The organism is Frigoribacterium sp. ME-P-080 (genome assembly GCF_030209595.1).
Lineage (GTDB): Bacteria > Actinomycetota > Actinomycetes > Actinomycetales > Microbacteriaceae > Frigoribacterium.
On the sequence record NZ_JARVRR010000004.1, the window covers coordinates 470,340 to 483,486 of the forward strand.

Sequence of the window (13,147 nt, forward strand, 5' to 3'; positions counted from 1 at the left end):
GTTGCCGACGCGCGGGTCAGGCGAACAGCTTGCCGACCTCGGTCGCGAGCTGCTGCGCACCCAGCACGACGAAGAGCACGGCGCAGACCCCCATGAGCGAGTTGCTCACCCACCGGCTGCGCCACTCGGCCGGCGTGCGTGACGAGTTCAGCAGCCAGAGCAGGGTGATCGCCAGGAACGGCATGAAGAGCGCCCCGAGCACGCCGTAGAGCACGATCAAGCCGATCGGCCGGTCCAGGAAGAGGATCGCCATCGGAGGAACCGTGAGCCAGACGACGAAGACCCGGTAGTAGAGGCCGCCGATCCGGCGTCGGGGGTCGTCCGCGTCGAGACCGCGAAGGGTGCCCACGAAATCGGCGAACATGAGGGACACGCCGTTCCACACGCCGAGGATCGACGAGAACGAGGTCGCGAAGAACCCGATCAGGAAGAACCAGGTCATGAAGGTGCCGTAGCGCTCGCCGAGGACGGCCGCGAGCTGGACCAGCCCCCCTTCGCCGTCGGCCAACGCGATGCCGCCGGAGTAAAGGAGCTCGGCCCCGACCACGAGCATCGCGAGGACGAAGACGCCGCTCACGACGTAGGCGACGCCGTTGTCGAGTCGCATGACCTTCATCCAGCCCGGACTGTGCCAGCCCTTCTCGCGCAACCAGTAGCCGTAGGCGGCGAGCGTGATGGTGCCACCGACCCCGCCGGTGACGCTGAGCGCGACGACCAGCCCGTTCTCGGGGATGGTCGGCACGAGACCGGCCGCGAGTTCGCCGAGGTTCGGCAGGGTGACGATCGCCGAGCCGACCACCGTGACGAACATGAGGCCGACGAAGAAGGCGATGACCTTCTCGAAGAACGAGTACTTGCCGAACCACACCATGACGCCGCCGAGCACGCCGGCGCCGATCGCGAACACCTTGAGGTCGACCCCCGGGAAGAGCGCCTGCAACGGCAGCGCGGTCGAGCTCATCGCGGCGGCCCCGTAGACGAAGCCCCAGACGACGACGTAGACGCCGAAGTACACGCTCGTCCAGCGCCCGAGCGATCGCCACCCCTCGAAGATCGACCGCCCCGTGGCCAGCGACCAGCGCCCGGCACCCTCGACGAGGGCGATCTTGACGACGACGCCCACGACCACGGTCCAGGCGAGGGCGTAGCCGAAGCGGGAGCCCGCGACGAGGGTGGCGACGAGGTCTCCCGCCCCGATGCCGGTGGCCGCGACCACCAGCCCGGGGCCGATGACGCGCCATCTCTTCGTCGAGACGGGGGTCGTGAGGTCGGGTGTCCGGAGGACGTCGTCGTCGGCAGCCATGTCGGCCAGTCAACCGGCCCCGACGAGAGGCGACCACCGTCGCGCGACGGATGTCGTCGAATCGTGACGTCTCGGCAAGCTCGCAGGAGGCGCCCCTCGCCAGGTCCGGGCCGGGAGCGTAGCGTCACCGGGGTGATGCCTCCCTCCGCGAGAACCGTCGGCGAACTCAGGCGCTCGGGGCACGTCCCCAAGCCCCTCCGCACCGAGATCCGAGACAACCTGCTCGACGCCCTGCGCGAGGGACGTGATCCCTGGCCGGGACTCCACGGCTTCCGGTCCACGGTCATCCCGCAGCTGGAACGGGCCTTGATCGCGGGCCACGACATCGTCCTGCTGGGAGAGCGCGGTCAGGGCAAGACCCGCCTGCTCAGGACGCTCGCCGGTCTGCTCGACGAGTGGTCCCCCGTGATCGAGGGGTCCGAGCTGGGCGAGCACCCGTTCGAGCCGATCACGAGCGAGAGTCGCCGTCGCGCCGCCGAGCTCGGCGACGACCTGCCCGTCGCCTGGCGGGGACGCGACGAGCGCTACGTCGAGAAGCTGGCGACGCCCGACACCAGCGTCGCCGACCTGATCGGCGACGTCGATCCGATGCGGGTGGCCGAGGGACGCAGCCTCGGCGATCCCGAGACGATCCACTTCGGGCTCATCCCCCGGGGCCACCGCGGCATCGTCGCGGTCAACGAGTTGCCCGACCTCGCCGAGCGCATCCAGGTGGCGATGCTCAACGTGATGGAGGAGCGCGACATCCAGATCCGCGGTTACGTCCTCCGCCTCCCGCTCGACGTGCTCGTCGTGGCCAGCGCCAACCCCGAGGACTACACCAACCGCGGGAGGATCATCACGCCCCTCAAGGACCGCTTCGGTGCCGAGATCCGGACGCACTACCCGGCCGAGCTCGCCGACGAGGTCGCGGTCGTCCGTCAGGAGGCCGACCTCGTCGCCGAGGTGCCGGACCACCTCGTCGAGATCCTGGCGCGCTTCACGCGCGCGCTCCGCGAGTCCCCCTCAGTGGACCAGCGCAGCGGCGTCAGCGCCCGCTTCGCGATCGCCGGAGCCGAGACCATCGCGGCCGCCGCCCTGCACCGCGCGACCCGACAGGGCGAGGACGAGGCCGTGGCACGACCGATCGACCTCGAGACGGCCGTCGACGTGCTCGGCGGCAAGATCGAGTTCGAGTCCGGAGAAGAGGACCGTGCCGAGGAGGTCCTCGAGCACCTGCTGCGGACGTCCACCGCCGAGACCGTCCGTGCCCACTTCCGCGGGCTCGACTTCGACGGGCTCGTCGACGCCCTCGAGTCGGGCGTCATGGTGACCACCGGTGAGCAGGTCACCGCCCGGGAGTTCCTGGCCGGTCTGCCCTCGCTCGGCGAGGACGACCTCTACGACCGCGTCGCCGAACGGCTCGGCGCGACGACCGACGGCGGTCGGGCCGGCGCCGTCGAGTTGGCGCTCGAGGGCCTCTTCCTGGCCCGACGCGTGAGCAAGGAGAGCGGCGACGGTGAAGCGGCCTACGGGTTCTGAGGTGCGACGTGGCTAGGGCGAACCGTCGCCTGCACCGGGCCGCGCGCTACCAGAGGTACGCCGACGGGCCCGACCCGCTCGCGCCTCCTGCCGATCTCTCCGAAGCACTCGACGCCGTCGGACGGGACGTCATGGCGGGCACGAGCGCCGAGGCGGCGCTCCGTGAGTTCCTCCGGCGCGGTGGTCGCGACCAGACCGGTCTCGACGACCTCGCCCGCCGGGTCGCGGAACGTCGGCGGGCCCTGACCCGCGACCACCACCTCGACGGCACGCTCCACGAGGTCCGTGAGCTCCTCGACCGGGCCCTACGGGCCGAGCGCGCCCAGCTCGCCCGGGACGTCGACCTCGACGACGGCGACCGCGCGCTCGCCGAGCTCCAGCTCGACAGCCTTCCGCCGTCCCCCGCCGGCGCCGTCGCCGAGCTGTCGGAGTACCGGTGGCAAAGCCGGGAGGCCCGGGACGCCTACGACGAGATCAAGGACCTGCTCGGTCGCGAGATGCTCGACCAGCGCTTCGCGGGGATGAAGACCGCCCTCGAGAACGCCTCGGACGCCGACCGCGAGGCCGTGGCCGAGATGCTGCGCGACCTCGACGACCTGCTCGACGCCCACGCCCGTGGTGACGACACCCCTGAGCAATTCGACGACTTCATGGCGAAGCACGGGGCGTCGTTCCCCGAGCAGCCGGGCGACGTCGACGCGTTGATCGACGCCCTGGCCGCTCGTGCGGCCGCCGCCCAGCGCCTCCGCAACTCGATGACGGCCGAGCAACGGGCCGAGCTGGACGCCCTGGCCCAGCAGGCCTTCGGCTCCCCCGACCTGATGCAGTCCCTCGAACGGCTCGACGGCACCCTGCGTGCGCTCCGACCAGGGCAGGACTGGAGCGGCTCCGAGGGCATGGACGGCGAACAGGGCCTCGGGCTCGGCGACGGCACGGGGGTCTTCCAGGACCTCGCCGACCTCGACGCGCTCGCCGAGCAGCTGGCCCAGCAGTCGAGCGGCTCGTCGCTCGACGACGTCGACCTCGACGCCCTGCGCCGCCAACTGGGCGAGCAGGCCGCCGTCGACGCCGCGGCCCTGCGGCGGCTCGAGAAGGCCCTCCGCGACTCGGGTGCCCTCCGCCGCCGGGCCGACGGCACGCTGGCCCTGACGCCCCGGGCCATGAGGCAGCTCGGCAAGAACCTGCTGCGCGACGTCGCGGCGAAGATGTCGGGACGAGCGGGGAGGCGCGAGTTGCGGTCCGCGGGAGGCCTCGGCGACCGCTCCGGCGCGAGTCGTGAATGGGCCTTCGGCGACACCGAGCCGTGGGACGTCACCCGGACGATCACGAACGCGGTCACGCGGACCGCCGCCGGGGGCGGCCGGACCGGCGGCGGGGTGCGGATCGAGATCGGCGACGTCGAGGTGCACGAGACCGACGCCCGGACGCAGGCCTGCGTCGCCCTGCTCGTCGACACGTCGTTCTCGATGGCGATGGAGGACCGCTGGGTGCCGATGAAGCGCACGGCCCTCGCCCTGCACACCCTGATCACGTCGCGCTTCCGCGGCGACGACCTGCAGCTCATCGGGTTCGGCCGGCACGCCGAGGTCATGCCGATCGAGCAGCTCGTCGCCCTCGACGCGAAGTGGGACAAGGGGACGAACCTCCACCACGCCCTTCTGCTGGCGAATCGGCACTTCCGCAAGCACCCGACCGCGCAACCCGTCCTGTTGATCGTCACCGACGGCGAGCCGACCTCCCACCTCGAGCCCGGCGGTGAGGTCTTCTTCGACTACCCGCCGCACCCCGTGACGATCCTGAGGGCCGTGGAGCAACTGGACGTGGCCCGCCGCCTCGGCGCGCACACGACGTTCTTCCGGCTCGGCGACGACCCGGGGCTCGCCCGCTTCGTCGATGGGATGGCGCGGCGCGTCGACGGCACGGTGACCGCCCCCGACCTGGACGACCTCGGAGCGGCCGTCGTCGGGTCGTACGTCAGAACACGGGCCACGGAACCGCCGGCATAGGGCCGTGCGGCTCGGGGAAGACGGAGGACGCGAGCAGGCGGGCGCAGCGGTCGTCGAGCGCCTCGAGTTCGTCCGACGTCACGAGCGGCGCGAGGGCCGTCCCCAGGCCACCGGACAGACCGGCCCGGACGCGCTCGACCCCGGCGAGTTCGTCGGTGGTGAGCGGATCGCCGATCCAGCCCCAGAGCACGGTGCGCAGTTTGTGCTCGGCGTGGAAGGTGAGGCCGTGGTCGACGCCGTGCCGTCGTCCGTCGGGCAGGGCGAGCACGTGGGCACCCTTGCGGTCGGCGTTGTTGACCACGACGTCGAAGACGGCCATGCGGCGTAGGGCATCGGTGTCCTCGTGGATCAGGGCGACCGGCCCGTCGTCGCCCTCGCCCTCCAGCACGAGGCGCCACCCGTCGTCGGGCAGGTCGTCGACCGGGACGAGGTCGACGGCGTCCTGCTCCGGGTCGACGTCCTGCCAGAGCTGGACCATGCCCTCGCCGAGCGGGCCGTCGCGCAGCCAGGTGCGCGGGACGACGTCCCAACCCAGGGCCTCGGAGACGAGGTAGGCCGCGACCTCACGATCGGCGAGGCGACCGTCGGGAAAGTCCCAGAGCGGCCGTTCGCCGGCGACGGGCTTGTAGATGACCGACACGTCGCCGAGGCGGGCCAGGAACGACGCGTTCGACGCCGTGCGGATGCGACCGGTGAGCTCGAGGTCGACGTCGTCCGGCGGAACGGTGGCGGACGCCTCGGGGGGAGCGTCCTCGGCCGACGCCGAGGACATCAGAGGTCGCCGGACAGGACGCAGACGTGGCCCTCGGGGTCGATCGGCTGCCCACAGAAGGGGCAGAGCGGTCGACCGGCCCCGACGATCTCGAGGGTCCGAGCCGCGAACGCCCTCGCCGTGCCGACGGGGATGCGGACGACCAGGACCTCGTCCGGCTCGAGCTCGGCCTCGTCGACGTCGGCGTCGTCCGCCACCTCGACCAGCGGGAACGCCTCGATGACGACCTGGGCGGTGGACGGGTCCCAGCCGAGGCTGAGCGCCCCGGCCCGGAACTCGGGCTCGACGGGCTGGTCGAGGGGCTCGTTGTCGACGAGCTCGACCGGGATGCCGGTGGGCACGCTGACCGGGTTGCCGTCGGCGGCCATCACCTGGTCGAGGATCTCGTCGATCTTCTCGGCGAGGGCGGCCGACTGCATCTTCTCGAGGCCGACGCTCGTGACCCGCGACCCGTCACGGGCCTGGAGGTAGAACGCGCGGGAGCCGGGACGGCCGATGGTCCCGACGACGACCCGATCCGGCCAGTCGAAGGTGTGGACGATGGAGGGCATGCCGCGAGTCTACGAGCGCCCCGCCGCCGACGCTCAGGTCGCGGGAGGCTCGTCGCCGACGGCGTCGCCGCCGGCCGGACCCGCGCCTCCCCCGACGGCGGCGTCGGCGGCGGGAGCCGCCTGCCGCAGCCACGAGAGGTCGCCCGAGTCCGTGTTCGTCGCGACGACGTCGGGGCGGTTCGGCCCGTAGCGCACGATCGACACCGAGGCCGGACCCACGGTGATGCGCTGGAACAGGTCGAGGTGCATGCCGTAGGCGTCGGCGAGGATGGACTTGATGATGTCACCGTGGCTGACGGCGACCCACACGGCGCCCGGACCGTGTTCGGCCTCGAACGCGGCGTCGTGCCGGCGGACCGCGGCGACCGCCCGGGACTGCATGGTCTGCAGCGACTCGCCGCCCGGGAAGACCGCGGCGGACGGCTGGTTCTGCACGACGGACCAGAGGGCCTCGCCCGCCAGGTCCTTGAGCGGCCGACCCTGCCAGTCGCCGTAGTCGCATTCGGTGATGCCCCGCTCGACGGGCGTCGCCGGCGTCCCGGTCTGACGGTCGAGGATCGCCCGGGACGTCTGACGGCAGCGTTCGAGAGGACTCGACACGACGCCGACGAGCGGCACGACGGCGAGCCGGTCGGCGGTCCGCCGCGCCTGCTCGCGTCCGACGTCGTCGAGCCGGACGCCGGCCGTCCGTCCGGCGAGCACACCGCTCGCGTTGGCGGTGGTGCGTCCGTGTCGGACGAGGACGAGGGTGGCCATGCGTCGAGCCTAGACACCGGGACCCGCCGTCGACGCCGGACGCCGGCCGCTCGGCGCCGGGGAGGGGCCGACGAGGAGGCGCGGTGCCCGGACGACCGGAACCGCGCCTCCTGCGGGCTGCCGCCCCGGCGTCTCGGCGGGACTACGCGGTGGCGGCGGTGAGGGCCTCGACGAGCGGGGTCGTCGGACGGCCGATCAGGCGGGCGAGGTCGCAGCTCGTGTCGGCGAGCAGCCCGTCGCGGATGTTCCCGTCGAGCGCGACGACGAAGCCGACCGTGCCCTCGTCCAGGCCGAAGCCGCGCAGGCGCTCGGCGTGCTGCTCGGGCGTGAGCGACTCGTAGCGGACGGGTCGGCCCGTGACGGTCGTGAGCGCCTCGGCGAACTCGTCGAAGTCCCAGGCGTGGTCGCCGGACAGCTCGAAGGTGCGACCGGCGGTCGACTCGTCGAGGGCCGCGACCGCGGCGGCCTCGGCGTAGTCCCGACGGCTGGCGCTGGCGAGACGGCCCGCCCCCACGCTCGCGGCGACCACGCCGGAGTCGCGGGCGGTGGCGATCTCGCCGACGTAGTTCTCGGTGTACCAGCCGTTCCGCAGCAGCGTGACGGGCACGCCGGAGGCGGCGAGGTGCTCCTCGGTCGCCTTGTGCTCGGGCGCGAGGATCAGGGGCGAGGTCGAGGCCGCGAGGACGCTCGTGTAGACGATGCGGGCGGCACCGGCGGCCTTCGCGGCGTCGATCACGGCGGCGTGCTGCGGGACGCGCTGGCCCACGGCGTCGCTCGAGATCAGGACGACGACGTCGCCCGCGTCGATGACGGCCGCGATCGTGTCGGGTCGGGTGTAGTCGAGCTCGGCGGTGCGGACGCCGCGCTCGGCGAGGTCGGCCAGCTTCGAGACGTCGCGCGACGTGGCGATGACACTGTCGGGGGCTGCGCCGCGGGCGAGGAGGGACTCGACGACGAGGCGGCCGAGCTGACCGGAGGCGGCGGTGACGATCGTGGACATGGTGTTCCTTTCGGTTGCGTGCCTGGGACAACGACGACGATCCACCGGGACTTCCCATCTGCAGGTACGCACCTTTTCGTAAGCTACTGACGTGGACGTCGGAATCGTGAACCCTGCCCGCCCTGCACCCTCGGGTCGTTTCCCGGCGGAGTGCCCGAGCCGCGTGGTGCTGACCCACGTGACGAGTCGGTGGGGAGTGCTGATCCTGCTGGCGCTCGAACGCGGGCCGATGCGGTGGGGCGAGTTGCGACGCGAGATCGAGGGCGTCAGCGAGAAGATGCTCGCCTCGACCCTGAAGACCCTCGAGGCCGACGGCATCGTCCATCGCGCCGCCCAGCCGACGATCCCGCCGCGGGTCGACTACTCGCTGACCGAGCGCGGCACCGACCTGGCCGCCCGCCTCGTGCCGCTCATGGACTGGATCCTCGACAACGCCGACGAGATCGTCGCGGGCCGGTGAGCGATCGATCGACCGATCAGGACGACGCCCCCGCTGCCAGGTACGTGGACGCGAGGTAGGCCGTCGCACCCACGATGAAGACGACGAAGATCGGCATCGCGACCAGCAGGAACGTCCTCTCGCGGGGCGGGACGTAGGCACTCGACTTCCGCAGGGTCGACGCGAGCATCCCGACCCCGAGGCCGGGGAAGAGCAACAGCGCGAAGGTCGGCAAGGAGTGTTCGACGCCGTGTCGCCGGTACGGGGTGGTCGTCCACACCGGGACCTGGGTCCAGACGAACACGACCAGGCCGAGCGAGAGGACGATGCCGACGACGAGGGCCACGCGCATCCACCGGACGAGCACCCGACCCCGAGCGACGTCGTCGTCCGTGAGCGGCACCGTGCGGGGCGTGCCGTCGGGCCGGGTCGTCTTCAGGTCGATGGTCACGTAATGATGCTAGCGAGTCGGGACGGACCGGTCTGCTCGTCCGCCTCGACTCGCCTGCACGGGCGTCCGCCCATCCGCAGCTGGTTGAGTTCGACCTGACGACCGACTCGACGAAGGGGCAGGCAGCACATGGGCATCTCGGAGAAGGACTACGACGTCGCCGTCATCGGCGCCGGTCCGGCGGGCACCGCGGCGGCCCTGCGCGCAGCCGAACTCGGGGCCCGCGTCGTCGTCCTCGAGGCGGGGCGCGAGGGAGGCACCTGCGTGAACACCGGATGCGTGCCCACCAGGGTGCTGGCCAAGACGGCCCGGCTGATCCGCGAGACCCGGCACGCGGACGTCTACGGCGTCGGCGTCGCTCCCCCGACGATCGACTGGGCGACGACCGTCGCGCGCGTCCGGGAGCGCGTCGACGCGGTGCGGTCGATCAAGCGGGAGGCCGAGCGGTTCGAGGCCGCGGGCGTCGAGCTGGTCCACGAGGGCAGGGCCCGGTTCGTCGACGACTCGACCCTCGTCCTCGACAGCGGGCGGACGATCTCGGCGGCGTCGATCCTGATCTGCGTCGGCGGTCACTCGCGCCGACTGCCGATCCCGGGCGGCGAGTTGGCGACGGTCCCCGAGCACGTCCTCGACCTGCCGTCCCTCCCCCACCGGGTGGCCGTGATCGGCGCGGGCAACACGGGCGCACAACTCGTGACGGTGTTCGACGCGTTCGGCAGCGACGTGACGCTCCTCGACGTCGCCCCGCGGGTGCTGACGACGTCGGACGCGTCGATCTCGGAGGCGGTCTCCGTCGCGTTCACCGAGCAGGGCATCGACGTGCGCACCGGGATCGACGGCGTCGAGAGCCTCGCCCGAGCCGACGACGGCTCGATCACCCTGACCTGGCGGCAGGACGACGCGCACGCCCGGGCCGACTTCGACGTGGTCGTCATGGCCACGGGGTGGCCGGCGGACGTCGAGGACCTCGGCCTGGAGAACGCCGGGATCGAGGTGGAGCGCTCGTCCGTCCCCGTCGACCGGTACTTCCGGACCGTCGTCCCGCACGTCTTCGCCGTGGGCGACGCCAACGGCCGCGACATGCTCGTCCAGGCCGCCCAGTTCGAGGGGGAGGCCGCCGCCGAGAACGCCGTCCTCGGCGCCAACCGCCGCACGCCGCACCACCTCCTGCCCGCCGGTGGGTTCACCGACCCGGACTACGCCGGCGTCGGCCTCACCGAGGACGAGGCCCGCGAGGCGGACGAGTCGTGCGTGGTCGTCACGATCCCGTACTCGACCGTGGACCGGGCCGTGATCGACGACCGCGAGACGGGATTCCTCAAGCTGATCGCCGACCGCCGTCGCGAGCTCGTGCTCGGTGCCCATGCCGTCGGTGAGAACGCCGTCGAGGTGGTCCAGGCGGTCACCACCGCCATGGCCGGCGGCGTCGACGTCGCCACGCTGGCGGAGGTGCGCTTCGCCTACCCCACCTACAGCGCGGTGATCGGGATGGCGGCCCGGGCCGTGCTGGCGGATCGCACCCCGCGCTAGGAGCCCGCGGGCGCCGTGGCACGATGGACGCTCCGCCCCGACCGAAAGCCACGATGCGCCTCCTCCTGATCCGCCACGGCGAGACCGCCGACAACGTCGCCCGCACCATCGGCTCGCGCCCCCCGGGCCCGCCGCTGTCTCCGCTCGGCCGCGAACAGGCCGCCGACCTCGCGAGGGCCCTGGCAGGCGAATCGATCGTCGCCGTGCACTCGTCGCGCCTGCGCCGGGCCGGCGAGACCGCCGTGATCGTCGCCGACGGTCTCGGCCTCCCCCACCACGAGGTCGAGGGTGCCCACGAGATCGACGCCGGCGACCTGGAGGGCCTGCCCTACGCCGAGGCCCTGCCCCGGTACGCCGGCACCATGCAGCAGTGGTGGACCGACCCGGAGGCGCGCATCCCCGGTGGCGAGAGCGGCACCGAGTTCACGGCCCGGTTCCGCGGAGCGGTCGATCGGGTCGTGGCGTCGACACCGGCCGACTCGACCGCGGTGCTCGTCTCGCACGAAGCCGCCATCTGCGTCTGGGCGGCCGACACCGCCCGCAACCTCGACGCCGCGTTCAGTCGCACCCACGGACTCCGCAACACGGGGTCGGTCGTCCTCGAGGGCTCGACCGAGGCCGGCTGGGTCGCCCTCTCGTGGGACGGCGAACCCCTGGCGCACTGAGCCGGGCGTCCGACGGCCAGACCGCAGCGCGCCTCCTACGGGCCGCCGAGCCAGTGGTCGATGCGGTGGTGGTCCGGGCGGAAACCGTTCTGGACGCCCCACAGCACGGCTTGCGTCCGGCTCGTCGCGCCGATGCGTCGGTAGACCGATCGGATGTAGGACTTGACCGTGTTCGGGCTGAGGTAGGTGAGCGCCGCGACCTCGGCGTTGCTCTTCCCCTGGGTGATGAGGGCCAGGATCTCGGACTCGCGGTCGGTGATGCCCTCGCGGCGGCCGGGCCAGTCGAGGCCCGGTGCACTCGGCGCTCGCCCCCGCACCTCGCTGACGACCCGCTCGCCCCGGTGGACCGCCTCGAGCGCCTCGACCAGCTCGCGGGCACCGAGGGTCTTCGACAGGTACCCGTGCACGCCCTGCGCCAGAGCCGACTCGACGAGCTCGGGGTGGAAGTTCCAGGTGTAGACGACGACCTTGCCGGCCGCCGGGTTGGCGACCAGCTCGGCGAGCTCGTGATGGTCGGACTCCGGCTGGGCGAACGAGTCGTAGAGGACGACGTCGACCCGGTCGGACAGGGACGTCGTGGCGTCGATCTCGGCGACGACGACCCGGTCGCGGTAGCGGTCGAACATGTGGGCGAGACCGGCGAGCACGACGTCGTAGTCGTCGACGAGTGCGACGGTGATCGACCGGGTCGGAGCGAGGGGCATGAGGACACCATCCCACCCCGAGGGGTGTGCCGCCACACCTCCAGGGGTGGTCTGCTGGGTCCTGCGACACCACGGCACCGACGGTGCCGGTCGCCCATCTCTCCCGGAAGGAGAACACCATGATCGGTCTCATCATCAGCTTGCTCGTCGTCGGCCTCATCGCAGGGTTCATCGCCCGCGCGGTCGTCCCGGGTCGCCAGAGCCTCTCGATCGCCATGACGATCCTGCTGGGCATCATCGGTTCGTTCGTCGGAGGGTTCCTCGGCTTCCTGCTGTTCCAGCACGACCCCACGGACGGGTTCTTCCAGCCCGCCGGCATCATCGGCTCGATCATCGGCGCGATCGTCGTGCTGGTCGTCTGGGTCGCCGTCTCGGGTCGCCGCGGCGCCGCTCGCCGCTGACCCCGGTCCCGGTCGGGGCGGCCGCGGACGGCCGCCCCGAGGGCATCGTCCTGCCGGCGGCATCCACTGCCCGCAGGACGGAACGACGACCTCGTGCTCAGGCGGACTCCTCCGCGCTCGTGGTGTGCGGTGCCCCGACGGGCTTGGACTCACTCGAGCCACGCTGGCGGAGGAAGATCGAGAACACGATCATCGCTCCGACCGCCAGGAACTCCGACTGCCAGTTCTGCAGGGTCCTGTTCCAGAAATCCGGAGACGCGACGTACTGGAGCCAGGTCTCGGGTGGTGCGCCGTGTTCCGCCTTCTCCTCGTTCGCGACCACGGTCCCGCCGAGGGACTGTGCGAGCCAGGACGACACGAAGAGGGCGCCCATCACCAACAGGAGCGAGTTCGAGTACACGAAGGATGCCCATCCGCCCCGGCGCGCCCACGCGGGCGACCCCGGCGGCGCGTGGTCTCCGACCGATTGTGCCTCGTCGCTGCCGACGCCCTCGTCCCCCGGTCGCTTCGACTCGGGCGACCCGCGTTGCACCAGCCAGATCGTCGCGGCGATGAACAAGAAGAACTGCAAGAACTCGGACTGCCAGTTCTCGGCCACGTCCACCAGGAAGCTCGACGACGACACGAAGTCCCAGTAGGCGACGGGCGGAAGACCGTGCACCGCGAGTTCCTCGTTGGTGGCGGCGAGCCCGGCGAACGACTGGCCCACGAGGGCGGCGACGAAGATCACGAGGAAGGCCGTGCTGAGCCCCTGGTCTCGGATGGCTCGACGCATCCTCGTCACCGAGCCGTCAACGGGACGGCGATCATCACGACGAGTCCCGCGACGATCACGCCCATCCACAGCCAGAAGACGGCGCGCATCCCCCGCGTCGATCCGGCGTCGTCGTCCTGCTGATCGCTCACCTGGTCACCCTCCTCGACGGGAATCGCCACGAGGCAGTCCTACGTCACCGACTGCGCGGCGACAAGGGGCTTGCTTTCTCCTCCGGGTGCTGCTGTCGGACCGTCGCCAGCCACGCGCCGACGTCGACGCCCGCAGGCGCGA

General features: G+C 71.9%; 15 protein-coding genes. 6 read left to right on the top strand and 9 right to left on the bottom strand.

Features of this window, described 5'->3' with window-relative positions:
* Window positions 1-16 precede the first annotated feature (16 nt).
* Window positions 17-1,303: an Nramp family divalent metal transporter gene (locus QRN23_RS10760; RefSeq protein ID WP_285063538.1), complete on the bottom strand. Its 1,287-nt coding sequence runs from the start codon at window positions 1,301-1,303 to the stop codon at window positions 17-19.
* Window positions 1,304-1,438: 135 nt separating this feature from the next.
* Here QRN23_RS10760 and QRN23_RS10765 point away from each other — a divergent pair, with 135 nt between their 5' ends.
* On the top strand, window positions 1,439-2,824 hold the full coding sequence (locus tag QRN23_RS10765) for a magnesium chelatase ATPase subunit I (RefSeq protein ID WP_056045542.1): 1,386 nt from the start codon (window positions 1,439-1,441) through the stop codon (window positions 2,822-2,824).
* An 8-nt stretch (window positions 2,825-2,832) separates the two neighbouring features.
* Complete coding sequence (locus QRN23_RS10770; RefSeq protein ID WP_285063539.1) at window positions 2,833-4,830, top strand: vWA domain-containing protein; 1,998 nt, start codon at window positions 2,833-2,835, stop codon at window positions 4,828-4,830.
* Here the strand turns inward: QRN23_RS10770 and QRN23_RS10775 are convergent.
* The 4 genes from QRN23_RS10775 to QRN23_RS10790 all read right to left on the bottom strand — a co-directional run bounded on the left by QRN23_RS10775 (window position 4,799) and on the right by QRN23_RS10790 (window position 7,909).
* Window positions 4,799-5,602: an SCO1664 family protein gene (locus tag QRN23_RS10775; protein ID WP_200413289.1), complete on the bottom strand. Its 804-nt coding sequence runs from the start codon at window positions 5,600-5,602 to the stop codon at window positions 4,799-4,801. The two genes, QRN23_RS10770 and QRN23_RS10775, sit on opposite strands and share 32 nt — an antisense overlap.
* A complete protein-coding gene (locus tag QRN23_RS10780; RefSeq protein ID WP_056045550.1) occupies window positions 5,602-6,153 on the bottom strand; it encodes a DUF3090 domain-containing protein in 552 nt (183 codons plus the stop codon). The genes QRN23_RS10775 and QRN23_RS10780 overlap by 1 nt, the downstream gene beginning before the upstream one ends.
* Before the next feature lie 33 nt (window positions 6,154-6,186).
* Entirely contained in the window at window positions 6,187-6,909 is a 723-nt protein-coding gene (locus tag QRN23_RS10785; protein ID WP_056045553.1) for a histidine phosphatase family protein, read from the bottom strand.
* 142 nt (window positions 6,910-7,051) lie between these two features.
* Complete coding sequence (locus QRN23_RS10790) at window positions 7,052-7,909, bottom strand: NAD(P)H-binding protein (protein ID WP_285063542.1); 858 nt, start codon at window positions 7,907-7,909, stop codon at window positions 7,052-7,054.
* 91 nt (window positions 7,910-8,000) lie between these two features.
* Here QRN23_RS10790 and QRN23_RS10795 point away from each other — a divergent pair, with 91 nt between their 5' ends.
* Window positions 8,001-8,369 (top strand): winged helix-turn-helix transcriptional regulator, encoded by a 369-nt coding sequence (locus QRN23_RS10795; protein ID WP_159826467.1) that lies wholly within the window; start codon window positions 8,001-8,003, stop codon window positions 8,367-8,369.
* A gap of 16 nt (window positions 8,370-8,385) precedes the next feature.
* Here the strand turns inward: QRN23_RS10795 and QRN23_RS10800 are convergent, their stop codons facing one another.
* Window positions 8,386-8,799 (bottom strand): hypothetical protein, encoded by a 414-nt coding sequence (locus QRN23_RS10800; RefSeq protein WP_200412985.1) that lies wholly within the window; start codon window positions 8,797-8,799, stop codon window positions 8,386-8,388.
* A 129-nt stretch (window positions 8,800-8,928) separates the two neighbouring features.
* Between QRN23_RS10800 and QRN23_RS10805 the strand changes: the two genes are divergently transcribed.
* Window positions 8,929-10,329 (top strand): dihydrolipoyl dehydrogenase family protein, encoded by a 1,401-nt coding sequence (locus QRN23_RS10805; protein WP_285063543.1) that lies wholly within the window; start codon window positions 8,929-8,931, stop codon window positions 10,327-10,329.
* A 53-nt stretch (window positions 10,330-10,382) separates the two neighbouring features.
* A complete protein-coding gene (locus QRN23_RS10810) occupies window positions 10,383-10,994 on the top strand; it encodes a histidine phosphatase family protein (protein WP_285063544.1) in 612 nt (203 codons plus the stop codon).
* Window positions 10,995-11,029: 35 nt separating this feature from the next.
* On the opposite strand, the gene QRN23_RS10815 is transcribed toward QRN23_RS10810, so the two are convergent.
* Complete coding sequence (locus QRN23_RS10815; RefSeq protein WP_043592622.1) at window positions 11,030-11,698, bottom strand: response regulator transcription factor; 669 nt, start codon at window positions 11,696-11,698, stop codon at window positions 11,030-11,032.
* A 119-nt stretch (window positions 11,699-11,817) separates the two neighbouring features.
* On the opposite strand from QRN23_RS10815, the gene QRN23_RS10820 reads away from it, so the two are divergent.
* Entirely contained in the window at window positions 11,818-12,099 is a 282-nt protein-coding gene (locus QRN23_RS10820) for a GlsB/YeaQ/YmgE family stress response membrane protein (RefSeq protein WP_123570784.1), read from the top strand.
* A 97-nt stretch (window positions 12,100-12,196) separates the two neighbouring features.
* On the opposite strand, the gene QRN23_RS10825 is transcribed toward QRN23_RS10820, so the two are convergent.
* Window positions 12,197-12,874: a DUF6766 family protein gene (locus tag QRN23_RS10825; protein WP_285063545.1), complete on the bottom strand. Its 678-nt coding sequence runs from the start codon at window positions 12,872-12,874 to the stop codon at window positions 12,197-12,199.
* A gap of 5 nt (window positions 12,875-12,879) precedes the next feature.
* Complete coding sequence (locus QRN23_RS10830; RefSeq protein ID WP_274604854.1) at window positions 12,880-13,005, bottom strand: hypothetical protein; 126 nt, start codon at window positions 13,003-13,005, stop codon at window positions 12,880-12,882.
* Window positions 13,006-13,147: the final 142 nt, after the last annotated feature.